The sequence below is a fragment of the Massilia agilis genome, assembly GCF_024756255.1.
In the GTDB taxonomy this organism is placed as follows: domain Bacteria; phylum Pseudomonadota; class Gammaproteobacteria; order Burkholderiales; family Burkholderiaceae_D; genus Telluria; species Telluria agilis.
Window position 1 is genome coordinate 870,083 of record NZ_JANUHB010000002.1, and the last position, 22,687, is coordinate 892,769.

At 68.3% G+C, this 22,687-nt stretch carries 19 protein-coding genes; all 19 read left to right on the top strand.

Annotated elements, in window-relative coordinates; genetic code table 11:
* Positions 1–93 precede the first annotated feature (93 nt).
* Positions 94–1,326, top strand: a complete 1,233-nt coding sequence (locus NX774_RS10940; RefSeq protein ID WP_258822203.1) for an argininosuccinate synthase — start codon at positions 94–96, stop codon at positions 1,324–1,326.
* A gap of 322 nt (positions 1,327–1,648) precedes the next feature.
* Positions 1,649–4,078, top strand: a complete 2,430-nt coding sequence (locus NX774_RS10945; RefSeq protein ID WP_258822204.1) for a TonB-dependent receptor — start codon at positions 1,649–1,651, stop codon at positions 4,076–4,078.
* Between the two features lie 25 nt (positions 4,079–4,103).
* The gene (locus tag NX774_RS10950; protein WP_258822205.1) at positions 4,104–5,144 is read left to right on the top strand and encodes a LacI family DNA-binding transcriptional regulator; all 1,041 of its coding nucleotides are present in this window, start codon (positions 4,104–4,106) and stop codon (positions 5,142–5,144) included.
* A 35-nt stretch (positions 5,145–5,179) separates the two neighbouring features.
* Positions 5,180–5,935, top strand: a complete 756-nt coding sequence (locus tag NX774_RS10955) for an SDR family NAD(P)-dependent oxidoreductase (RefSeq protein WP_258822206.1) — start codon at positions 5,180–5,182, stop codon at positions 5,933–5,935.
* A gap of 20 nt (positions 5,936–5,955) precedes the next feature.
* Positions 5,956–7,950: a DUF4962 domain-containing protein gene (locus NX774_RS10960; RefSeq protein ID WP_258822207.1), complete on the top strand. Its 1,995-nt coding sequence runs from the start codon at positions 5,956–5,958 to the stop codon at positions 7,948–7,950.
* A gap of 9 nt (positions 7,951–7,959) precedes the next feature.
* The gene (locus NX774_RS10965) at positions 7,960–8,898 is read left to right on the top strand and encodes a sugar kinase (RefSeq protein WP_258822208.1); all 939 of its coding nucleotides are present in this window, start codon (positions 7,960–7,962) and stop codon (positions 8,896–8,898) included.
* A 35-nt stretch (positions 8,899–8,933) separates the two neighbouring features.
* The gene (locus NX774_RS10970) at positions 8,934–10,214 is read left to right on the top strand and encodes an MFS transporter (RefSeq protein ID WP_258822209.1); all 1,281 of its coding nucleotides are present in this window, start codon (positions 8,934–8,936) and stop codon (positions 10,212–10,214) included.
* A 10-nt stretch (positions 10,215–10,224) separates the two neighbouring features.
* Complete coding sequence (locus NX774_RS10975; protein ID WP_258822210.1) at positions 10,225–10,977, top strand: GDSL-type esterase/lipase family protein; 753 nt, start codon at positions 10,225–10,227, stop codon at positions 10,975–10,977.
* Positions 10,974–11,720 (top strand): polysaccharide lyase family 7 protein, encoded by a 747-nt coding sequence (locus NX774_RS10980; protein ID WP_258822211.1) that lies wholly within the window; start codon positions 10,974–10,976, stop codon positions 11,718–11,720. Before NX774_RS10975 ends, NX774_RS10980 begins: the two co-directional genes overlap by 4 nt.
* Positions 11,717–12,433, top strand: coding sequence for a ribonuclease activity regulator RraA (locus NX774_RS10985; protein ID WP_258822212.1), 717 nt, complete (start codon positions 11,717–11,719; stop codon positions 12,431–12,433). The genes NX774_RS10980 and NX774_RS10985 overlap by 4 nt, the downstream gene beginning before the upstream one ends.
* A gap of 62 nt (positions 12,434–12,495) precedes the next feature.
* Positions 12,496–12,819 carry a YkgJ family cysteine cluster protein gene (locus tag NX774_RS10990; protein WP_258822213.1) on the top strand — a complete coding sequence of 108 codons (324 nt, stop codon included), beginning with the start codon at positions 12,496–12,498 and terminating at the stop codon, positions 12,817–12,819.
* A gap of 115 nt (positions 12,820–12,934) precedes the next feature.
* Positions 12,935–14,749: a methyl-accepting chemotaxis protein gene (locus tag NX774_RS10995; RefSeq protein WP_258822214.1), complete on the top strand. Its 1,815-nt coding sequence runs from the start codon at positions 12,935–12,937 to the stop codon at positions 14,747–14,749.
* 7 nt (positions 14,750–14,756) lie between these two features.
* Positions 14,757–15,215, top strand: a complete 459-nt coding sequence (locus NX774_RS11000; RefSeq protein WP_258822215.1) for a chemotaxis protein CheW — start codon at positions 14,757–14,759, stop codon at positions 15,213–15,215.
* On the top strand, positions 15,212–16,423 hold the full coding sequence (locus tag NX774_RS11005; protein WP_258822216.1) for a CheR family methyltransferase: 1,212 nt from the start codon (positions 15,212–15,214) through the stop codon (positions 16,421–16,423). Before NX774_RS11000 ends, NX774_RS11005 begins: the two co-directional genes overlap by 4 nt.
* Positions 16,420–17,091, top strand: a complete 672-nt coding sequence (locus tag NX774_RS11010; protein ID WP_258822217.1) for a chemotaxis protein CheW — start codon at positions 16,420–16,422, stop codon at positions 17,089–17,091. Before NX774_RS11005 ends, NX774_RS11010 begins: the two co-directional genes overlap by 4 nt.
* On the top strand, positions 17,088–19,268 hold the full coding sequence (locus tag NX774_RS11015; protein WP_258822218.1) for a hybrid sensor histidine kinase/response regulator: 2,181 nt from the start codon (positions 17,088–17,090) through the stop codon (positions 19,266–19,268). The genes NX774_RS11010 and NX774_RS11015 overlap by 4 nt, the downstream gene beginning before the upstream one ends.
* A complete protein-coding gene (gene cheB / locus NX774_RS11020; RefSeq protein ID WP_258822219.1) occupies positions 19,265–20,260 on the top strand; it encodes a chemotaxis-specific protein-glutamate methyltransferase CheB in 996 nt (331 codons plus the stop codon). The genes NX774_RS11015 and cheB overlap by 4 nt, the downstream gene beginning before the upstream one ends.
* Positions 20,261–20,285: 25 nt before the next feature.
* Entirely contained in the window at positions 20,286–21,290 is a 1,005-nt protein-coding gene (locus NX774_RS11025) for a diguanylate cyclase domain-containing protein (protein ID WP_258822220.1), read from the top strand.
* A 40-nt stretch (positions 21,291–21,330) separates the two neighbouring features.
* Entirely contained in the window at positions 21,331–22,593 is a 1,263-nt protein-coding gene (locus NX774_RS11030; RefSeq protein ID WP_258822221.1) for a M20/M25/M40 family metallo-hydrolase, read from the top strand.
* Positions 22,594–22,687: the final 94 nt, after the last annotated feature.

The window sequence follows — 22,687 nt, forward strand, 5'->3', positions numbered from 1 at the left end:
TGATCGTCGGCCCTCGCCGCCCGCATTCGCGCAGGCGGCGGACCAAAAGGGCCGGCTGACCATTTGATACTTACCTCCTCACCTGGAACTCCCATGAGCGACATTAAAAAAGTAGTCCTCGCCTACTCCGGCGGCCTCGATACCTCGGTCATCCTCAAATGGCTGCAGGATAACTACAAGTGCGAAATCGTTACCTTCACCGCCGACCTGGGCCAGGGTGAAGAACTGGAGCCGGCGCGCGCCAAGGCGCTCAAGTTCGGCATCAAGCCGGAAAACATCTACATCGACGACGTGCGTGAAGAATTCGTGCGTGACTTCGTGTTCCCGATGTTCCGCGCCAACACCGTGTACGAAGGCGAATACCTGCTGGGCACCTCGATCGCCCGCCCGCTGATCGCCAAGCGCCTGATCGAGATCGCCAACGAGACCGGCGCCGACGCCATCTCGCACGGCGCCACCGGCAAGGGCAACGACCAGGTGCGCTTCGAGCTGGGCGCCTACGCGCTCAAGCCGGACGTCAAGATCATCGCCCCGTGGCGTGAATGGGACCTGCTCTCGCGCGAGAAGCTGCTCAAGTACGCCGAGGAAGCCGGCATCGAGATCGACATGAAGCACAAGAACGGCGGCGCGCCCTACTCGATGGACGCCAACCTGCTGCACATTTCGTTCGAAGGCCGTCACCTGGAGAACCCGGGCGCCGAAGCAGAGGAATCGATGTGGCGCTGGACCGTGAGCCCGGAAAAGGCCCCGGACGAGGCCGAGTACCTGGACATCGAATTCGAAAAGGGCGACATCGTGGCCCTGAACGGCAAGCGCATGACCCCGGCCACGGTGCTGACCGAGCTGAACCGCCTGGGCGGCAAGCACGGCATCGGCCGCCTGGACCTGGTCGAGAACCGCTACGTCGGCATGAAGTCGCGCGGCTGCTACGAAACCCCGGGCGGCACCATCATGCTCAAGGCCCACCGCGCGATCGAGTCGATCACGCTGGACCGCGAAGTGGCGCACCTGAAGGACGACCTGATGCCGCGCTACGCCAGCATGATCTACAACGGCTACTGGTGGAGCCCGGAGCGCGTCGCGCTGCAGACCCTGATCGACCACACCCAGCAGACCGTCAACGGCCAAGTGCGGGTGAAGCTCTACAAGGGCAACGTGATCGTGGTGTCGCGCGACTCGAAGACCGACTCGCTGTTCGACATGAACATCGCCACCTTCGACGAGGACGGCGGCGCCTACAACCAGGCCGATGCCGGCGGCTTCATCAAGCTGAACGCGCTGCGCATGCGCATCGCCGCCAAGGCCCGCGCCAAGCGCGGCCAATAAGCCTCGGCAGCCCTAAAAAAACCGCCTGCGGGCGGTTTTTTTTCGTCCGCGATTCCGCGCTCCCACCGCAGCCGCACGTCGCGCCCTTGCAACGGCACGACGTGTCCAAACTTCGCACCGCAAACAAAAACCGTTGACTTTATGTTCGATTAAGCTTAGCTTGTCTGTATCGTTTTACTGTAACGATACAGAAACGTAGTGATCAGACCCCCACCGGCGTCTTTTCGGCTACGCGCGCGCCAGCAAAATTTTTTTCGCGATTTACTGAAACGATACAGTAAATCGTAGCAGTTCCGATAAAATATAAAATCAAGGAGACATGATGACTGGTAAAAATAGTCCGGGCATGCCGCGCATCGGCCGCCTGCGCCCCATCGCATCCGCTGCCGCCCTGCTGCTGGTCGGCGGCTACTCGCCTGCGCAAGCCCAGCAACAAGACGCGACCGCGACCGACCAGCCCAAGCTGGAAACGGTGGTGGTCTCGGCCAACCGCCGCATCGAAAAGCTGGAAGACGTACCGGCCTCGATCACGGTGCTGGGCGAGGAAACCATGCAGCGCAATAACGTGCGCGAGTTCGTGGACATCGTCAACCTGTCCCCTGCTCTGTCGGTATCGGTGGGCACCCAGGTCGGCACCAACAGCATCAACATGCGCGGCATCGGCACCACCTCCAACAACCTGGGCATCGAGGGCGACGTCGCCATCATCGTGGACGACCTGCCGTATTCCCAGGCGCAGCAGGCATTCAAGGACATGTCGGACATGGCGCGGGTCGAGGTGCTGAAAGGCCCGCAATCGACGCTGTTCGGCAAGAGCTCCATCGCCGGCGCGGTGGTCATGTCCACCAAGCCGATCGGCGCCGGGCCGATGAAGACCCGCGTCAGCGTCTACGACACCAGCGACCACGAATACCGCGTCAACGCCTCGCTCAGCGGGCGCCTGACCGACACCGTGGGCCTGCGCCTGTTCGCCGCCAAGACCAACTTCCCGGGCCTGCTGCACAACCTGACCAACGACAGCATGCAGAACGGTTCGGGCAGCAAGACCTTCCTGGCCAAGCTGTCGTGGCAGCTCACGCCCGACCTCGACGTGCTGCTCTCGCCGCACTTCGACCACTCGCTCTCGACCGGCAATACGCCGGCCGTCACCTACATCGACCCGGGTGTGGGCTACCTGTTCAACAAGAACTACACGGCGCTGTCCAACACCGCGGTGCTGCGCGACATTCACATCAGCCGCTGGAACCGCGAGATCCGCAACGATTCGCCATCGGGACTGGAGTCCACTGACCGCGGGCTGGGCTTGCGCGTGAATTACGCCTTCCCGGGCGACTCGCCGCTGGCCGGCCATTCGCTGACCTCGATCACCTCGCTGGACAACAACCTGTCGAACGACTTCCGCGACAACGACAACATCGACCTGATCTCGACCTTTTACCAGGTCGACGCCAGCGGCAAGCCTTCCGGCATCGCCGACCCGCCGGAAATCAACGGCACCACCGACAGCAAGACCTCGACCCAGGAGCTGCGCCTGACTTCGCCGGACGGCAAGCCGTTCCGCTACATCGTCGGGCTGTGGGCCGCGCGCAATACGGTGTACCGCACCTACTACCGCGGCAACCCGTTCGTGAAGGAGACCAACTTCACGAACTACGACACCAACTCGGGCAGCCTGACGCACGCCGTCTACGCCAACAGCAACTGGGACTTCGCCGACAACCAGAGCCTGACGGCCGGCGTGCGTTTCAACCGCGAGTCGAACGACTATTCGTTCCACACGATCGACAGCCTGTCGTCCACCGCGCCGACCAACAAGCACACCGGCGAGTACTACTACGTGGCGCCGCAGCACAAGGAAAACGCGGTCACCGGCAAGGTCGGCTACACCTACCACTTCACGCCCGACGTGATGGTGTACGGCACCGCCTCCACCGGCAGCAAGGGCGTCGCCTACGACATGACCAGCGGCGCGAACAATCCCAACGTGTTCGCCCACCTGCCGCTGGCGTCCGAAAAGGCCAACAGCTACGAGGCCGGCTTCAAGGCCAACCTGCTGAACAACCGCGCAACGATCAACGCGGCGATCTTCCAGACGCGCTTTCGCGACTACCAGACCTCGGCCACCGAGCGCTTCTCGGACGGCAGCCAGGCCAGCGTGTTGTACAGCATCCCGTCGATCCAGACGCGCGGCTTCGAGGCCGACACCCAGCTCCTGGTGGCGCGCGCGCTGCTGCTGAACGCGAACCTGGCTTACACCCGCGCCACCGTGCGTTCGTGGGACCAGGGCCCCTGCTACAGCGGCGCCACCGACTGCACGATCCCGAACCGGCTGGTGCCGGGCGCCTTCCTGCGTGACGCCAGCGGCGGCACCATGCCCAACGCGCCGAAATGGAAGCTGAGCATGGGCGGCGAATACACGCTGCCGCAGTTCGCCGCGCTGCCGTACGCTACCGCGATCAACGCCCAGTGGCGCACGCAGTCAACGGTGATGGGCGCGATCAGCCAGGACCCGAGCCTGCGCCGCCCCGGCTACGGCATCTTCGACCTGGGCGCCTCGGTCAGCGGCGGCAAGGGCAAGTGGAAACTCGCGTTCGGTGCGAAGAACCTGTTCGACCACCACTACGCTTCCGGCAACGTCGGCTCCTTCCTGAACTTCAAGCGGGCCAGCGGCGGCGATGTCAAATCCTACGGGTGGCAACCTGCCCGTGACGCGTTCCGATACACCTACGTCCGCCTGGACGTGGGGTTCTGAGCGCGCGATCTTTAACAAGGAAATCATGAGCGAACCGAAAATTCAGGACGTAGCAAGGCTGGCCGGGGTATCGACCACCAGCATTTCGAATTTTCTGAACAACCGCATGGAGCAGATGCGGCCGGCCACCCAGCGCAAGATCCAGCAGGCGATCGAGCAGCTGGGCTACCGTCCCAACAGCGCCGCGCGCCAGCTGAAAACGGGCGTCGCTTCCATGGTCGGGCTGCTGGTGCCGTCGCTGGCCAACCAGTTCTTCGGTTCGCTCGCCAGCGCGGTGGAAAAGGCGGCCGCCCGCCACCACTGCCACGTGATGACCTTCAGTACCTTTCGCGATCCGGACCGCGAGCGCGCCGTGATGGCGGACCTGCTGTCCTACGGCGCGCAAGGCATCATCACCGGTTCGGCGCTGAACGACACCGAGCACCTGGTGGCGATGACCGCGCGCTGCCCGGTGGTGGCGTTCGACATCAAGCGCTCCGACGACAGCCACGAGCGCATCACCACCATCTCGATCGACAACGTGGCGGCGACCACCAAGGCGGTCGAGCACCTGGCGGCGCTGGGCCACCGCTCGGTGGCGCTGGTCACGCCGCCGCCCTACACGCTCAACCGGCTGGACCGGCTGACCGGTTTCCAGCAGGCGGTGGCGGCGGCCGGCATCACCGGCGAGCTGGTGATCGTGGACGCCAGCGAGGCGCCGAGCGATCCGCACGGCGACACCCAGCTGTTCGACCTGGGAAACAAGGCGGCGGCCAAGCTGCTGGCGGCGCCTTCCCGGCCGACGGCGGCGGTGGCCATCAACGACATGATGGCCATTGGCCTGGGCGTGGGCCTGAAGCAGCTCGGCCTGCATCTGCCAAGGGACTTTTCGCTGATCGGCATCGACGACATCTTCTTCTCCGCCGCGCACGACCCGGCGCTGACCACGCTGCGCCAGCCGATCCAGGCGATGGCCGACGCGGCGGTCCAGCGCATCCTTGCGCCGGGCGCGGCCGACACGGTCGGCAGCGAGTTGTTCGCGCCGGAGCTGATCGTCAGGGCGTCCACCGCGGCGCCACCGCAATGAACAACCAACCACTCAACCAGAAAAAAGAGACAGCTATGGAACTTATCGGAAAACGTGCACTTGTGATGGGTGGCGCATCGGGCATCGGCAAAGCCAGCTCCCTGGCGCTGGCGCAGGCCGGCGCAGACGTGGTGCTGACCTATTGGAGCAGCGCCGACGAAGCGCGGCAAGTGGTGGCCGACATCCGCGCCATGGGCCGCCGCGCCCAGGCCATCAAGGCCGACCTGGGCGACCCGGCCGTGGCCGAGCAGGTGTTCGCGGAAGCGGAAGGCGCGATCGGCGAGATCGACATCCTGTTCGCCAACATCGGCGGCCTGATCCAGCGCAGCCGCGTGGCCGAGATGCCGCTGTCGCTCTGGAACGAGGCCATGAACCTGAACCTGACCAGCACCTTCCTGATCTGCCAGGCTGCGCTCAAGCGCATGGAGCCGCGCAAGCGCGGCACCATCGTCACCATGTCCTCGCTGGCCGCGTTCGATGGCGGCGGCCCCGGCTCGGCGCACTACGCCGCATCCAAGGCGGCGGTGGCCACCTTCACCGGCGCGCTGGCCAAGGAGGTCGGGCCGCTGGGCATCCGCGTCAACGGCGTTGCACCGGGCCTGATCGCCACCCGCTTCCACGATACCTTCAACACCCCGGAAAACCGCAAGGCCATCGCCGAGCGCACCCCCGCGCGCCGCGAGGGCCAGCCTGAAGACGTGGCCAACGTCGTCGTCTTCCTGGCGTCCGAGCGGGCCGCCTTCCTCGCCGGGGAAATCATCCAGGTCAACGGCGGCCTGGGCCTGTACTGATCCAAGCGGAGCCCTACTCCATGAATGAACATCTGACACGGCGCCGCTTCCTCGGCGCCGCAGCCCTCGCCTTGCCCGCGTTTTCCGGCAGCGGCGCCTTTGCGCAGGATGCGCGCGAATCGCTGGGCACCATGCAAGGCAAGGCCATGTCCGGCCCGCACCCGCTGGAAACGCTGATGAAGGCGCATCCCGCCACCTTGCGCGACGAGCTGCGCGGCGTGCACCCGCGCGTCTACACCACCAAGGCCGGACTGGAGCAGCTGCGCCAGCGCGCGCGGGGCAGCCACCGCGCGCAATGGCAGAAGGCCCTGGCGGGATTGACCGCCTTGCGCGATGATCCCGCTCCCGCTCCGGCACAGAAGCGCCGCGCGCAGAACAACACGGCAATCGGCATCATGGGCGCGGCGCTGGCCTGGCAGATCGAGGGCGATGCGCGCTACCTGGAGGCCGCCAGGCGCTACATGGACGCGGCGGTCAGCTACCAGGTCTGGGGCTACACCTACAGCAAGCCTGACATCGACCTGGCCGCCGGCCACCTGCTGTACGGCCTGGGCGCCGCCTACGACCTGCTGTACGACGCGCTGGGCGAGGAAGAACGCAAGCGCTACCGCGACAAGCTGGTGCGCCAGGCGACGATCCTTGCCAATCACTTCATGCCCAAGGCAGGCAAGTCCTACTCGTACAGCCAGAACCACTGCTTCATCCCGGTCGCGGGCCTGGCGGTGGCGGCCTATGCGCTGTGGGACGAGGTGCCGGAGGCCGCCGGCTGGGCCGCACTGTCGCGCGCCATCTTCAGCCGGGTGCTCGACGTGGCGTCACCGGACGGCTATTTCTACGAAGGCGTGGAGTACTGGATCTTCTCGATGCCGTGGATTGTCCACGCGCTGGATGCCTTTGCCCATGCGGCGGGCGACGACATGTACGACACGCCGGCCCTGCGCAAGGCGCACCTGTACATCGCCCATTCGCTCACGCCAAACGGCCAGGACGTGTTCGATTTCGGCGACGTGTTCGAAGGCCCGGTCACGCGCTCGCGCACGGGCGAAGAGCCAGCGCGCACCCACCCCGGCGGCAAGCTCAATTCCAATTACAACCTGCTGTACCGGCTGGCCGCGCGCTTCAGCAACCCGGAAGCGCAAGGCATCGCCGACTGGATGGCTTCACTTGGCCATGTGTGCGCGGAAGACTTCTGGACCTTGCTGTGGCGCGACCCGGCGCTGCGCAGCACGCCGATGTCGGCGATGAAGCCCTACCACCATTTCGACGACCTGGGCACGGTGTACTGGCGCAGCGACTGGACCGACAAGGCCACCGCCTTCGCCTTTCGCGCCGGACCGCCGGAAGGCCACCATGTCGCCACGATCCTGCCCAAGCTGCCGGACTGGCACCTGGAAATGGGCCACTCGCATCCCGATGCCGGCAGCTTCATCCTGTACGGCGGCGGCACCTACCTGACCGGGCCGATGGGCTACGCGGGCATCCCGAGCACCAGGCTGAATAATGCGCCGCTCATCGACGACAAGGGCCAGGCCAACGAAGGCGGCGGGCATGACGCCTTCCGCGACTATCCGTATGCGCGGCTGGACAGCATTCGCATCACCGAGGCCAGGCTGGGACGCGACCGCGCCGACATCACGGCCGAACTGGCGGGCGCCTACAAGCCCGAACTGGGCGTGGAAAAGCTGCAGCGCCGCTTCAGCTACGCCAACAAGGCCTGGACCGTGCACGACACGCTGGTCGCCGGCAAGCCGGTGGCGCTGACCGCGCAGGTGCACGGCGACCGTGCGATCCACAAGACCGGCGAGCACCGCTTCGTTGTCGAAGGCGAGCCGGCCTCGCTGAAGGTGCAGGTGCAAGCCGCCGCGCTGCAGGCCGACATCGTTCCCGGCGTGGTGATCGCGGCCGGTCCTCCGGGCCACGTGGACCAGGGCCCGCGTGAAGAGCGCGGCACGGTGCTGCGGCTCTCGCTCCCACCCGGCAAGCGGGCCAGCCTGACCACCAGGATGTGGTTCTGAATGGCGGCCATGCGCATACCCGACGTGATCACGGTTGGCGAAGCAATGGCCCTGCTGATCGCCCGCGAGCCCGGCCCGCTGGAGGCGGTGCGCGAATTCGAGCGCGCCACCGCGGGGGCCGAGCTAAATGTGGCGGTGGGCCTGTCCCGGCTCGGCCTTCGGGTTGGCTATATCAGCAGCCTGGGCGCGGACAGCCTGGGCCGCCACCTGCGCAACTTCATGCAAGCGGAAGGGCTGGACCTGCGCTGCCTGCGCACCGACGAACGCTACCCGACCGGCTTCATGCTCAAGCAGATGGTCAGCGACGGCAGCGATCCGCAGGTCGAGTACTTCCGGCGCGGCTCGGCGGCCAGCCACCTGTCGCCCGACGACCTGCCGCCGGAGGGCAGCGACTATCGCCAGGCCCGGCTGGTCCACCTGACCGGCATCTCGCCGGCACTGTCGTCCGGTTGCCGCGAGCTGGTGTTCGCGCTGGCGCGCCAGGCACGCGCCGACGGCCGCATGGTCAGCTTCGATCCCAACCTGCGGCCAAGCCTGTGGCCCTCGCAGGCGGCGATGATCGAAACCCTGACCGCGCTGGCCGCCCACGCGGACCTGGTGATGCCCGGCTTGTCGGAAGGCCGCTTGCTGACCGGCCGCGAACGCCCTGCCGACATCGCCGATCACTACCTCGCGCACGGCGCGCGCATGGTGGTGGTCAAGCTGGGACCGGAAGGCGCCTGGGTCGCCAGCGATCGGTACACCGGGGTCGTGCCCGGCGTGCCGGTGCAAAACGTGGTTGACACCGTCGGCGCCGGCGACGGTTTTGCGGTGGGCGTCATCAGCGGCCTGCTGGACGGCCTGCCGATCGAGGCGGCAGCCGCGCGCGGCAACGCGATCGGCGCGCGCGTGGTGCAGTTCCGGGGCGATTGCGAAGGCCTGCCCACCAGGCAGCAGCTGGGCCTGTAGCACATACAAGAATGAAGAACAGATGGAGACCAGGCATGAATACAAACACGATCAAGGGCCTGCGATGGCTGGTGATCACGCTCGTGGCCATTGCCACGATCATCAACTACATCGACCGCTCCGCCCTGGCCGTCATGTGGCCCGGCATCGCGTCGGACCTGGGCATGGACAAGCGCGACTACGCCAACATCCTGTCGGTGTTCCTGGTCGGTTACGCGGTCGGCCAGTCGCTGTTCGGCAAACTGTTTGACGCGCTGGGCACGCGCATCGGCTTCCTGCTGTCGATCCTGCTCTGGTCCGGCGCCATCGCCCTGCACTTCATGGCACGCTCGGCCATGTCGTTCGGCTTCTTCCGGGTGCTGCTGGGCGTGGGCGAAGCGGGCAACTGGCCCGGCGCCACCAAGGCCATCGCCGAATGGTTCCCCGTGCGCGAACGCGCGCTGGGACAAGGCATCTTCGGAGCCGGCGCCTCGCTCGGTTCGGTCATCGCGCCGCCGCTGGTCGCGGCCCTGTATGCCTGGGTAGGCTGGAAGAGCACCTTCCTCCTGACCGGCGCGCTGGGCTTCATCTGGATCGTGCCCTGGCTGATCCTGTACAAATCCGGCCCCGGCGCCCATCCGTGGATCAGCGCGGAAGAACGCGCCTACATCCTGGAAGGCCAGCGCGCCGCGACGGCGCAGGACGCCCGCCACCACGACTACGTGCCGACGCTGGGCCAGCTGCTGCGCCACCGCCAGAGCTGGGGCGTGATCGCCGCGCGCTTCTTCATCGATCCCGTGTGGTGGCTGTTCGTCAGCTGGCTGCCCTTGTACCTGAACGAGCGCTTCCACTTCGACGTCAAGCAGATCGGCATGTTCGGCTGGGTGCCGTATGTCGGCGCCGCGCTGGGTGCCCTGCTGGGGGGCTGGCTGTGCGGGCGGCTGCTCGAACGCGGCTGGTCCGTCAACCGTGCGCGCAAGCTGGTGATCGGCGCGGGCCTGGTCATCATGCTGCCGGCCCTGCTGCTGAGCGCCGCCGCCGAAACACCCCTGCTGGCCGTGCTGTCGATCGGCGTGATCCTGTTCGGCTTCCAGGCCGCGATCACCAATATCCAGACTTTGCCCAGCGATTTCTTCTCCGGGAAAACCGTCGGCACGCTGGCCGGCTTGAGCGGCACGTCGGCGGTCCTGGGCGTCATCATCTGCATGCAGCTGGTGCCGGAGCTGACGGCTGGCGGCAACTACACGCCGTTTTTCGTGCTGGGAGCGCTGCTGCTGCCCCTGGTTTTCATATCGCTCTGGCTGGGCGGCACCGTCGCCCGCGTCCGGGCACCTTGAGGAGCCAAGAATGAAGAGGACCTTCACCACCGCCCTGCTGCTGGCCATTGCATTGGCCGCCGGCCCCACGTACGCGCAAGCCCCGTCCAGGCTCAGCGCCTCGGAAGCCTTCGAAAAGCAGGACAACGGCGTGTTCCTGAAAAAGCACGCCAGCTTCCTGGAACGCGGCAAGAGCCCGATAGGCCTGCTGTTCGTGGGCGACTCCATCACTGAGCGCTGGCGCGTCGCGCCGCACATCTGGGACCACTATTACGGCAAGTACCAGCCAGCCAATTTCGGCATCGGCGGCGACCGCACGCAAAACGTGATCTGGCAGATCGAACACGGCGAGCTCGATGGCCTGTCGCCCAAGGTCACGGTACTGATGCTCGGGACGAACAACAGCCTCGATTACACGGCCGACGAAATCGCCGCCGCCGACCGCAAGATCGTCGGCATGATCCGCGCCAGGCTGCCGAACACGAAGATCCTCGTCCTTGGCATTTTCCCGCGCGGCCCGCGCAATGCCAAGGGAGGCCCGGTCACGCCGGAGCTGGTCGACGAGGCGGCCAGGCGCATGAAGACCATCACGGCGGTCAACCAGCAGCTGGCCCGGCTGGACGACGGCAAGTCCATTCGCTACCTCGACATCACGCCGGTCTTCCTGGGCCAGGACGGGCGCATTCCGAACTCGATCATGCCGGACCAGCTGCATCCGGGCCCCGCGGGCTACCAGCTGTGGGCCGACGCCATGCAGCCGCTGCTTGAAAGTATGCTCAAATGAAGGCCGTCGCCTGTGCGCTCCTGTCCTGCGCAGTGAGCGCTGCCGCGCAGGATTACACCCCGCAGTCCACGCTGGAACGCCTGTTTGACCTGGAAGGCAAGCCACCCTACCGCGCCCCGGGAACACTGGTATTCAGCGCGCTCGAGTCGAAATACGACTCCGGTCATGGGCACGGCTACCGCAACGAACTGAAGATCGCCGACCGCCTGCGCCACAGCGCCGCCCAAACGCGCGAACACTTCTCTGCCCGCGTCACGCCATCGCTGCCGGACGGCGCCAAGTCCATCGTCGCCCAGTACCACGCAGTGGGCCTGGATACCATCCTGAAAGTCTATGTGCAAGACACGTCCGAGCGCAAAGGCCTGGATGGAAAGGCCAACAACGGCGTGTTCGACATCATCGCGCGCATCACGGGCGCCGCCGGCGCGGAGACGGCAACCGCGCTGGGCACGGTCCGTTCGGGCGAAAGCTTCGATCTCGACATTGCACTGAACGCCGGCCAAGCGCAGGTCACGGTCACCACGGCGGCAGACGGCACCCGGCAGACCGAGCCCACGCAAGTGAAGCAGGACAGCCGCGCCATCTACTTCAAGTTCGGCGACTACCTGCAGGCGCTGGACCCCGCCACGCAAGCCCATACCATCGAGGCGGCCAAGTGGGAGCAGTACTACCAGCAGCAGCACATCACGGCCGAGCACATCACCTTCAGCCACACCGTCTTCGAACGCAGGGAACAACCATGAACACGACCGTATCGCGCGAAACGCTGGCGGCCCTGGCGACGATCGCCACGTCCACCCTCACCACCCTGCTGTACAAGCGCGGCTTGCGCAATGTCTTCGTGCAGGGCGCGCGTCCGCTCAGGACCGGCCAGCGCATGGTCGGCCCGGCCTACACGCTGCGCTACATCCCCGCGCGCGAGGACCTGGACGGCGTGGACGCCTTCCTCGACCCGCGCCATCCGCAGCGCGTGGCGGTCGAGGAGATTCCGGAAGGCGCCGTGCTGGTGATGGACTGCCGGGGCGACACGACGGTGGCGTCGGCCGGCAGCATCCTCGCCACCCGCATGCAGGTGCGCGGCGTGGCCGGCATCGTCACCGACGGCGGCCTGCGCGACGCCACCAGCATCGCCGCGCTCCAGATACCGGCATGGTGCTCCGGCCCCTCCGCGCCGACCAACCTCATACGCCACCATGCGCTTGACATCAATGCGCCGATCGGCTGCGGCGGCGTACCCATCTACCCTGGCGATATCATGGTCGGCGACGATGACGGCGTGGTTTGCATCCCGGCCCACCTGGCGGCCGACATCGCGCGTGACGCCGTCGAGATGAACCGCTACGAGGAGTTCGTGCTCGAGCGCGTGAGAAACGGGGCCAGCGTCATCGGGCTCTATCCGCTCACCACGGAGGAAAACCGCGCGCTGTACGAGGACTGGCTCAGGCAGGCATCCTGAGGCGGAAGGACAGCACGCCAGGATTGCGTGCCAACGCCCGGCTTGTGTAAGATCGCCCCACCATGAGCAACCAAGCCGACAATCCCTGCCTGTCGTGCGGCGCCTGCTGCATGACCTACCGCGTCTCGTTCTACTGGGCCGAAGCGGACGAGCGCGGCCTGCCCTCGTCCATGGTCGAACGCGTCACCCCGCACATCTCCTGCATGGCCGGCACCAACGCCAGCAGCCCGCGCTGCGTTGCGCTGGGCGCCGGCACGGGTGGCCCGATGGCCTGCGGCGTGTACCAACAGCGGCCGGGCCCGTGCCGCGAGGTGCAGCCGGGTGACGACAAATGCCAGCGCGCCCGCGCCCGCCACGGCCTGGCGCCCCTGGCCGGCACGATTTAACACGGAGCTTACAAAGTCGGCCGCGGCACCGCATATTTGTTGTGCCGTCGCCGCACCGAATGCTTGAGCTGTGCCCGAAAACTGGTACAGTCGCAGGATTCAAGACGGAGCATCCATGCCGAAAAACCTGAGTATCAAGAATAAGCTGACCTTTGGCCTGGGCGCGATGGTCGCCAGCATTCTCTTCCTCCTGGCGCTCGCGCTGCACAACTTCCGCAGCCTGTCCGAAGCCGACGACTGGAACCGCCACACGCTAGAAGTGCTGCTCGAAGCGAACCACGTCGCCACCTCCGTACTGCAGGTACAGACTTCCACCCGCGGCTTCCTGCTCACCAGCGACGAAAGCCTGGTCGAGCCGATCACGGCGGAATACCGCAAGGCGATCGACCACCTGACCCGCGCCATTGCCCTCACCGCCGATAACCCCGGCCAGCAGGCGCGCCTGAAGCAGCTGCAGCCGGTGCTGGACAAATGGATGGACGACGCCATCCTGCCGCAGATCGAGCGCACCCGCACCGCGGCAAAGGCCGGCCGCTTGCCGGACGCCACCGGCACCTACAACGCGGTGCTGTCCGGCGCGCGCACGGTCGCCTCGTTACGCGAGATCATCCGCCAGGTCGAGACCGAGGAGCAGCGCCTGATGGCGATCCGCACCCGCAACGCCGAGGAAGTCGAAGCGCAGATGGCCCTGTCCCTGTGGCTCGGCGGCGCCGTGACGATCGTGCTGGCCGTGCTGATCGCATGGGGCCTGCTGCGCGCCCTCGCCCTGCCGCTGCAGCGCCTGACCGGCGCCGCGCGTGAAATCGCCGCCGGCAACCAGGCGGCGCGCGCCGAGGTGAACTCCAACGACGAACTGGGCCAGGTCGCCCTTGAATTCAACCGCATGGCGCAGGCCATCGAGGACAGCCAGGCCAAGGAACAGGCCAGCACGCGCGAACTGCGCGCGAAGGTGGACGCGCTGCTCGGCGCCGTGTCGCGCGCCGCGTCCGGCGACCTGACCGGGGGCACGGCGATCCGCGGCAGCGACGCCATCGGGCGTTTGGGCGAAGGCCTGGACACCATGTTCAACAACCTGCGCAGCCTGATCAACAACGTGCAGGCCGCCGGCATCCAGGTCACCACCTCGGCCACCCAGATCGCCGCCGCCGCGCGCCAGCAGGAAGCGACCGGCGTCGAACAGGCCCAGACCAGCGTCGAGATCCTGTCCACCACGCGCGAGATCGAGGCCAACACCTCGCAGCTGCTGCGCACGATGGAAGAAGCCACCACCGTGGCCGAATCGACCACCAGCGCCACCGCGGGCGCCCAGGACAACCTGCAGCGCATGGACCAAACCATGCAGAACATGGTGGCGGCAACCGATTCGATCACCGCCAAGCTGGCCGCCCTGTCCGAAAAGGCGAACAACATCAACAGCGTGCTCACCACCATCACCAAGGTGGCGGACCAGACCAACATCCTGTCGCTGAACGCGGCGATCGAGGCCGAGCGTGCGGGCGAGGCCGGGCGCGGCTTTGCCGTGGTGGCCACCGAGATCCGGCGCCTGGCCGACCAGACCTCGGTGTCGACCTGGGACATCGAACAGATGCTCAAGGAGATGCAGTCGGCGGTATCGGCCAGCGTCATGGGCATGGACAAGTTCTCCGAAGAGATCCGCCGCAGCGTCGGCGAGGCGCGCCAGGTCGCCCTCCAGCTTGGCTCGGTGATGGAACAGGTGCGCCAGCTCACGCCGCGCTTCGACTTGGTGCTGCAGGGGATGCAGTCGCAGGCGGTTGGCGCGCAGCAGATTACCGAAACCATGATGCAGCTCTCGGACGCCACCCAGCAGACGGTCGATTCGCTCAAGGCCACCAGCGAGGCGGTGCACGAGCTGCAGTACGCCGCCGGCGAATTGCAGTCGTCGGTCGCGAATTTTTCGGTGAGCGCCTGAGCAGCCGATGAAGGTACTGGTGTTCCACATCGGCCGCGAGCGCTTCGCCTTGCCCCTGGCGCTGGTGACGCGTGTGCTGCCGGTGGCGCAGCTGGCGCGCCTGCCGCTCGCGCCGGACTATGTGGCGGGCCTGCTGGACCTGCACGGCGAGCCGGTCCCGGTGGTGGACCTGTCGCGCCTTGCCGGCCACACGCCGGACGCGGTGCGCTACGACACGCGCTTCCTGCTGGTCGATTACCCGGCGCCGGGTGGCGCGATGAAAAAGCTGGCGCTCAAGGCTGAACGCGTGTCCGGCGTCGAAACGCTGGACGAGGCCCGCCTTGCGCCCAGCGGCGTGGCCGCCGCGCCCTTCCTCGGCGTGGTCGCAAGTAGCGAGCGCGGCATGCTGCAATTGGTGGACATCGACGCGCTGCTGCCTGAGCACGTGCGCGCCCTGCTGTTCCAGCCCGAGGGAGAGGCCGCATGAACGCGCACGATATCCTGCTGCGCGAGACCGGGCTGGACCTGGACGCGGCCACGCTCGAGCGCGCGCTGCGCGAGCGCATGGAGAGCCTCGGTGTCGCCACCCGCGCCGAATACCTGGCACTGCTGGCCGGGCCCGAGCTGCACGAGCTGGCCGAGCTGGTGGTGGTCCCGGAATCGTGGATGTTCCGCGACCCGGCCGCGTTCAAGGCCGCGGTGTCGCACGTGACCGCCCAGCTGGCGCGCCACCCGGGCCACGTGGCGCGCATCCTGTCGGTCCCCTGCGCCGGCGGCGAGGAGCCGTATTCGATGGCGATGGCGCTGCACGACGCCGGCGTGCCGCCCGCATCCTGGCGCATCGACGCGATCGACCTGTCGGCCGCCTCGGTTGCCCGTGCCCGCGCCGGCCACTACACGCGCAACGCCTTTCGCGGCGCCGGCCTTGGCTTCCGCGACCGCCACTTCAGCCAGGACGGCGGCGGCTACCTGCTGCGCGAGGAGATCCGCGCCCATGTCCACATCAGCCAGGGCAATTTGTTCGCGCTGGACATGGCGACCAACGCCGGGCGCTACGACGTCGTATTCTGCCGCAACCTGCTGATCTACTTCGACGACGCCGGCATTGCCCGCGCTGCCGATATCCTGGGCCGGCTGCTATCGCATGCCGGCATGCTGCTTGCCGGCCCGGCGGAAGCGCCGGTGCTATGCCGGCACGGTTTTGCGCAATTGCCGCTGGCCGGCGCGTTCGCGCTGCACAAACAGGGCTGCCCGCCCGCGGTTGCGCCGGCGGCGCGTCCCAGGCAGGGCTTGCGGACCATTGCGCCGGTTGCGCTCAAGGCGGCACCGCGCCCCACGCCGCCGGCCCCGGCCGAAGCAACTCCCGCCACGCCAGAGCTGCTCGCGCTCGCGCGCCGGCAGGCCGATGGTGGCCAGCTGCGCGAGGCCGCCGCCACATGCCAGGCCCTGATCGCGCGCACCCCGGACGAGCCGGACGCGCACTTCATCCTTGGCATGGTGAGCCAGTGCCAGCGCGACGCGCGCAGCGCCGAGCGCCACTTGCGCCACTGCCTGTACCTGGCCCCGCGCCATTACGATGCGCTGTGCGCGCTGGCGCTGTTGGCCGAGGAGGCGGGCGAGCCGGCGCAGGCGGCGATCTACCGCCAGCGCGCGGCGCGCTCACAAGCAGGCGCTGACGGGAGCCGGGCTGCATGAACGGCACCGCCTACCCCGAACACGGCTGCTGGAACCGCGTGGGCGTCGCGGGCGACCGCAGCTGCGCCGAACTGGCGCGCCACGCCCACTGCCGCAACTGCCCGGCGTATGCCGAGGCGGCCCAGCGCACCATGCAGCGGCCGGTGGAACCGAGCTACCGCGCGTTCTGGGCCGAACAGCTGCGCCAGCCACCGGCCCAGGCGCAAACCGGCGACGCCAGCGCGATCGTGCTGCGCATCGGCCACGAGTGGCTGGCCCTGCCTTCGGCCATGGTGCTGTCGGTGGCGCCGCTCGCGCCCGCCCACCGGATCCCGCACCGCAGCGCCGCCGGGCTGCTGGGCGTGACCAATGTCGGCGGACGCCTGCTGCCGGCGCTCTCGCTTGCCCCCCTGCTGGGCATCGACGGCGCCGCCGCCCCGGAAATTTGCGGCCGCCACGTGTTCGCGCGCCTGCTCATCGTCGACGCGAACGGCCAGGCTTGCGCCGTGCCGGTGGATGAACTGCATGGCATGGTGCGTTACGCCCGCGCGCAACTGGCCGCGCCGGCGGCCACGGTCGAGCGCCCGAGGCCCGCGCACCTGGACGGGGTGCTGGCGTACGACGGCTTGCAGGTGGGCGTACTCAATGGCGAGCAGGTCGCCGCACGCTTGTGGGAGCTGCTGAAATGAGCCCGGACCAGGACCTGAGCGCCTTTTCGCTGTTCGACCTGTTCCGGATGGAGGCCGAGGCCCAGGCCCGCGCGCTCACCGACGGCCTGCTCGCGCTCGAACGCGGCGCGGGTCCCGGCGCGCTCGAACCGCTGATGCGCGCGGCCCATTCGATCAAGGGCGCCGCCGCAATCGTCGGGCTCGATCCGGCGGTGCAACTGGCGCATGCGATGGAAGACGCGCTGCTCGCGTTGAGCCACCAGCAAGCCGTGCCGTCCGGCCGCATCGACGCGCTGCTGGCCGGCGTGGACCTGCTGCTTGGCCTGGCCAAGGTGGACGAAGCGCAGGCGCAGGACTGGCTGGCCGCCAACGAGGCCGCGATCGAGCACGCCATCGGCGCGATCGCGCGCGGCGAGGCACCCGGTGCCACGCCGGTTCCAGGCACGGCGCCTGCCGCCCCCCTGCCCCCGGTGCCGCCGGCGCCCGCCGACACGGCCGACGAGCTGCTGGCCCTGGCCAGCCAAAGCCGCCTGCAGGCGCGCCAGCTGCAGCCCTGGATCGATTCGCTGCATCGCTACAAGCGCAGCCAGGCCGGCATGCTGGCCCTGATCGAACAGCTGCACGAAGCGGCCGCCGCCCACGGCGACCCGCGGCTGCTCGCGCTGTCCTCGGCCGCGCTGAGCCAGGCGCAGCCGCTCAAGGGCGTCCTGCTGCGCCACATCGCCGAGGCCGAGCAGTACGAGCGCAACGCCAGCACCGTCTCCACCCGCCTGGTGGACGAGGTGCTGGCCCTGCGCATGTGCCACTTCGGCGACGGCACCCGCGCGTTTGCGCGGCTGGTGCGCGACCTTGCGCGCAGCCTTGGCAAACAGGCGCGGCTCGAGATCACCGGCGACACCACGCTGGTCGACCGCACCGTCCTGCCGCGCATCGAGAATGCGCTCAACCAGGTGCTGCGCAACGCCCTCGACCACGGGCTGGAAATGCCCGACGAGCGCGTGGCGGCCGGCAAGCCGGCCGAAGGCGTGATCCGCATCGACGCGCGCCATCGCGGCGGCATGCTCGTGATCTCGATTGCGGACGACGGCCGCGGGGTGGACTCGGAACGCATCCGCGCCGCCGCCGTGCGCCACCGGCGCGCCACGCCCGCCATCGCCGCCGCGCTGTCGGATGCCGAGCTGATGGAGTTCCTGTTCCTGCCCGGCTTCAGCCTGAAGGAAAGCGCGAACGAACTGTCCGGCCGCGGCGTGGGCCTGGACGTGGTGCACGAGCTGGCGGTCGCGCTCAACGGGTCGCTGCGCGCGCAGTCGCAGCCGGGCCAGGGCTTCGGCCTCGTGCTCACACTGCCGCTCACGCAGTCGATCGTGCGCGCGCTCATCGTCGAGGTGCAGGGCGAGCCCTACGCGCTGCCGATCGCGCGCGTCGAACGCGTGCTCAAGCTGCCGCAGGCGGCGCTGTCCACGCTCGGCGGCAACCAGTTCTTCGAACTCGATGGCCAGCACGTGGGCGTGGTGGCGGCAGCCCAGGTGCTGGCGCTCGGCGCGCCCGAGCCGGCGGACGAGCTTGCGCTGGTGGTCATCGGCAGCGGCCGCGAACGCCATGCGCTGGCGGTGGACGCGATCCTGGGCGAGCAGAGCCTCACCGCCCAGCCGCTCGAACCGGTCTTCGGCACCCTGCGCGACATCGCCGCCGGCGCGCTGCTCGACGACGGCGCCCCGGTGCTGATCCTCGACCTGCCCTCGCTGCTGGTCTCGATCGGCAAGCTGCTGTCCGAAGGCGCGCTGCAGCGCGTGGACCAGCCGCGCGGGAACAAGGCCGGGGTGCGGCGCATCCTGGTGGTGGACGATTCGCTCACCGTGCGCGAAATGGAGCGCAAGCTGCTGGCCGCGCGCGGCTACCACGTGGACGTCGCGCTGGACGGCATGGACGGCTGGAACATGCTGCGCAGCGCCGACTACGACCTGCTGGTGAGCGACATCGACATGCCGCGCATGGACGGCATCGAGCTGGTCACGCTGGTGCGCGCCGACCCGCGCCTGCAGCGCATGCCGGTGATGATCGTCTCGTACAAGGACCGTCCCGAGGACCGCGCGCGCGGCCTGCAGGCCGGGGCCGACTACTACCTGGCCAAGGGCAGCTTCCACGACAGCGCCCTGCTCGACGCCGTGTCCGACCTGATCGGCCCGCCCTGGCGATGAGGATCGCCATCGCCAACGATTCGCGCGCCTCGGCCGAGGCGCTGCGCCGGGTGATCGCCACCGGAACCGGCCACGAGGTGGCGTGGATCGCGCGCGACGGCAACGAGGCGCTGCGCCTGTGCCTCGAGGACCGGCCCGACCTGCTGCTGATGGACCTGTTCATGCCGGGCCTGGACGGCATCGAGGCGACGCGCGAAATCATGCGCCGCGCCCCGTGCGCCATCCTGGTCGTGACCGCCGACCCCAAGGACCACGTGGGCCAGGTGTTCCGCGCGCTCGGTGCCGGTGCGCTCGACGTGACCGCCACGCCAGTGCTGCTGGGACGCGCAAGCGGCGCCGAGCTGCTCGACAAGATCCGCACCATCGGCAAGCTGGCGGGCAAGCCCGCGCGCCAGGCGCTGCTGCCGGAAACCGCCAACGGCGTGCGCCGGCTGGTGGCGATCGGCGCCTCCACCGGCGGCCCGCTGGCGATCAGCACCCTGCTCGGCCAATGGCAGGCGCCGGCGGACGTGGCAGTGGTCGTGGTGCAGCACATCGACGCCGCGTTCGCCGGCCAGTTCGTCCATTGGCTCGGCAAGCAGGTGGCGATGAAGGTGCGCGCCGCCGAGGAAGGCGACCTGCTGGCCGGCGGCCAGGTGCTGGTCGCGCGCACCAACGACCACCTGCTGCTGTCGCCCGACCTGCGCCTGCGCTACCACGCCGAACCGCGCGACCTGGTGTACCGGCCGTCGGTGGACGTGTTCTTCGACTCCGTGGCCCAGCACTGGCCGCACGAGGCGATGGCCTTTCTCCTGACCGGCATCGGCCGCGACGGCGCCGCCGGCCTGCTCGCGCTGCGCCGCGCCGGCAAGCAGACCATCGCGCAGGACCAGGCCTCGAGCGCGGTGTACGGCATGCCGCGCGCCGCCGCGGAACTGGGCGCGGCGGCCCAGATCCTGCCGCTCGGGCACATGAACAGCCTGTTGCAGGCTACAATGCCCGGCCCAGCCTGAAACGATGCGCACCCGCGATACCGTAATGACCGACGCCACCCCACCCCAACCGAACGAGCAAGCCGCCAAGGTGCGGGTGCTGCTGGTCGACGACCAGCTCATCATCGTCGAGGCGCTGCGCCGCATGCTCGCCGGCCAGCCCGACATCGAGTTCCACTACGTAACCGACGGCGCCAGGGCGCTCGCCACCGCGCGCGAGGTGGCGCCCACCGTGATCCTGCAGGACCTGGTGGTGCCCGGCACCGACGGCTTCGACGTGATCCGTGCCTACCGCGAGGACCCTGCGCTGCGCCATGTCCCGGTGATCGTGCTGTCCGCGCGCGAGGACGCCAAGCTCAAGGCCCACGGGTTCGCGGTCGGCGCCAACGACTACCTGGTCAAGCTGCCCGACCGGATCGAGCTGCTGGCGCGCCTGCGCTACCACTCGGCCGGCTACGTCAGCCGCCTGGAGCGCAACGACGCCTTCCGCCGCCTGGCCGAAAGCCAGGCCGAACTGGAACGCGCCAACGCGGCACTGCGCAAGCTGGCCGCGCTGGACGGCTTGACCGGCATCGCCAACCGCCGCCGCTTCGACGAGACCATCGCGGCCGAGTGGCAGCGCGCGATGCGCAGCAAGATGCCGCTGTCGCTGCTGCTGTGCGACATCGACAACTTCAAGCTGTACAACGACGCGCTGGGCCACCCGGCGGGCGACCTGTGCCTGCAACAGACGGCGGGCGCGCTGGTGGGCTGCCTGAAGCGCCCGGCCGACCTGGCTGCCCGTTACGGCGGCGAAGAATTCGCCGTGCTGCTGCCGGACACGAACATCGACGGCGCCGCCCGCCTTGCCGAGAGCTGCCGCGCGCGCATCGAGCGGCTCGGGCTCGACCATCCCGGTGCAGAGTGCGGCATGGTCACGCTGTCGATCGGCGTGGCCAGCGTGGTGCCCGCCAGCGACAGCACTCCCGCCGAGCTGCTCGCCATCGCCGACAAGGCGCTGTATGCGGCCAAGGCGCGTGGCCGCAACCGCGTGATCGCCGCCGCCCACTGACGGCGCCGGCCAGAACAACAACGACAACGGGAGACACCCCATGCACAAACCATCCATGTTCGCTGCCTGCTGCGCGTTGGGCGCATCGCTGGCCCTCGCCATCCCGTCCGCGCAGGCCCAGGCCGCCGACCCGGTCCACGTCCTCGTCAGCCAGCTCGACCTGGAAAAGTACAAGGCCACGATCAAGGGGCTGACCCAATTCGGCGACCGCCGCCAGGGTACGCAGCGCAACCGCGATGCGCTCGACTGGATCGAGGCGCAGCTCAAGTCCTACGGCTGCACCAACATCGAACGGCTGGCCTACGACTTCACGCAGCCGGCGCCACGCCCGGCCAACGCCGCGCCGCGTCCGCAGCCCGAGGGTGGCCGCGGCGGCCCGGCCGGCCAGGGCGGCAGCACGCTGTTCGGCAACCGCGCGCCGACAGGCGTCAACAATGATCCGATGCTGCAGCCGGACGAACGCATCCGCGCGCTCGACGCCGAGCCCGCGCCGGCCGGCACCTCGAAGCGCCACGACATCTACTGCACGAAGGTCGGCAAGACGCACCCGGAAGAGATGTACATCGTCAGCGCGCACATGGACGGCATGGGCTTTGGCGAGGCCGCCAACGACGACGGCTCGGGCACCGCGCTGGTGATGGAACTGGCGCGCATCTTCAGCGCGCCCGGCGTGGAGACCGAGCGCTCGATCCGCTTCGCGCTGTGGAACAACGAAGAGACGGGCCTGAACGGTTCGCGCGCCTACGTGGAGCAGCGCCGCGACTTGCAGGGCATCGAGTCGCCCAAGGGTTCGGGCAAGTATCCGGAGCCCAAATGGCTGGGCCTGATCCAGCACGACATGATGTTGTGGGACCACGGCATGCCGGTGCCCAAGCGCGACGCGCAAGGCCGCCCGGTGCTCGACGCGAAGGGCCAGCCGGTGTTCGAGTCGCCGAAAGAGCAGCGGCTGGAGGCGGACGTGAACATCGAGTTCCAGTCCAACTCGAAGCTGGCCGATGGGTCGGCAAAGCTGGCGTGGTTCTTCCATGCCGCCAACGGCAAGTACGCGACCAATTACCCGGCCGTGGTGGGCCCGCACATGACCAACACCGACTCCACCCCGTTCATGGACCTGGTGCCGTCGATTTCGCTGCGCGAGAACGAGCGCGGCATGCACATCGGCGCCGGCTGGGACCCGAACTGGCACCAGCCGAGCGACGTGTTCACCACTTATTCGGACAAGGACTTTCTGCTCGGCCTGAACGCGGCGCAGACGACGTTGGCGGCCGTGGCGCAGCTGGCCGGGGCCAAGGTCAGCAAATAAGCCAACTACCCGAGCTACGTCGTTCCCGCGCAGGCGGGAACCCATGCTGAGCGCGCATGCAGGAGGTCTATGGGTCCCCGCCTGCGCGGGGACG

Excerpts from the sequence above, each read along its gene's own strand:
- NX774_RS10940 (WP_258822203.1), top strand. The coding sequence starts at position 94 with ATGAGCGACATTAAAAAAGTAGTCCTCGCCTACTCCGGCGGCCTCGAT.
- NX774_RS10945 (WP_258822204.1), top strand. The coding sequence starts at position 1,649 with ATGACTGGTAAAAATAGTCCGGGCATGCCGCGCATCGGCCGCCTGCGC.
- NX774_RS10950 (WP_258822205.1), top strand. The coding sequence starts at position 4,104 with ATGAGCGAACCGAAAATTCAGGACGTAGCAAGGCTGGCCGGGGTATCG.
- NX774_RS10955 (WP_258822206.1), top strand. The coding sequence starts at position 5,180 with ATGGAACTTATCGGAAAACGTGCACTTGTGATGGGTGGCGCATCGGGC.
- NX774_RS10960 (WP_258822207.1), top strand. The coding sequence starts at position 5,956 with ATGAATGAACATCTGACACGGCGCCGCTTCCTCGGCGCCGCAGCCCTC.
- NX774_RS10965 (WP_258822208.1), top strand. The coding sequence starts at position 7,960 with ATGCGCATACCCGACGTGATCACGGTTGGCGAAGCAATGGCCCTGCTG.
- NX774_RS10970 (WP_258822209.1), top strand. The coding sequence starts at position 8,934 with ATGAATACAAACACGATCAAGGGCCTGCGATGGCTGGTGATCACGCTC.
- NX774_RS10975 (WP_258822210.1), top strand. The coding sequence starts at position 10,225 with ATGAAGAGGACCTTCACCACCGCCCTGCTGCTGGCCATTGCATTGGCC.
- NX774_RS10980 (WP_258822211.1), top strand. The coding sequence starts at position 10,974 with ATGAAGGCCGTCGCCTGTGCGCTCCTGTCCTGCGCAGTGAGCGCTGCC.
- NX774_RS10985 (WP_258822212.1), top strand. The coding sequence starts at position 11,717 with ATGAACACGACCGTATCGCGCGAAACGCTGGCGGCCCTGGCGACGATC.
- NX774_RS10990 (WP_258822213.1), top strand. The coding sequence starts at position 12,496 with ATGAGCAACCAAGCCGACAATCCCTGCCTGTCGTGCGGCGCCTGCTGC.
- NX774_RS10995 (WP_258822214.1), top strand. The coding sequence starts at position 12,935 with ATGCCGAAAAACCTGAGTATCAAGAATAAGCTGACCTTTGGCCTGGGC.
- NX774_RS11000 (WP_258822215.1), top strand. The coding sequence starts at position 14,757 with ATGAAGGTACTGGTGTTCCACATCGGCCGCGAGCGCTTCGCCTTGCCC.
- NX774_RS11005 (WP_258822216.1), top strand. The coding sequence starts at position 15,212 with ATGAACGCGCACGATATCCTGCTGCGCGAGACCGGGCTGGACCTGGAC.
- NX774_RS11010 (WP_258822217.1), top strand. The coding sequence starts at position 16,420 with ATGAACGGCACCGCCTACCCCGAACACGGCTGCTGGAACCGCGTGGGC.
- NX774_RS11015 (WP_258822218.1), top strand. The coding sequence starts at position 17,088 with ATGAGCCCGGACCAGGACCTGAGCGCCTTTTCGCTGTTCGACCTGTTC.
- cheB (WP_258822219.1), top strand. The coding sequence starts at position 19,265 with ATGAGGATCGCCATCGCCAACGATTCGCGCGCCTCGGCCGAGGCGCTG.
- NX774_RS11025 (WP_258822220.1), top strand. The coding sequence starts at position 20,286 with ATGACCGACGCCACCCCACCCCAACCGAACGAGCAAGCCGCCAAGGTG.
- NX774_RS11030 (WP_258822221.1), top strand. The coding sequence starts at position 21,331 with ATGCACAAACCATCCATGTTCGCTGCCTGCTGCGCGTTGGGCGCATCG.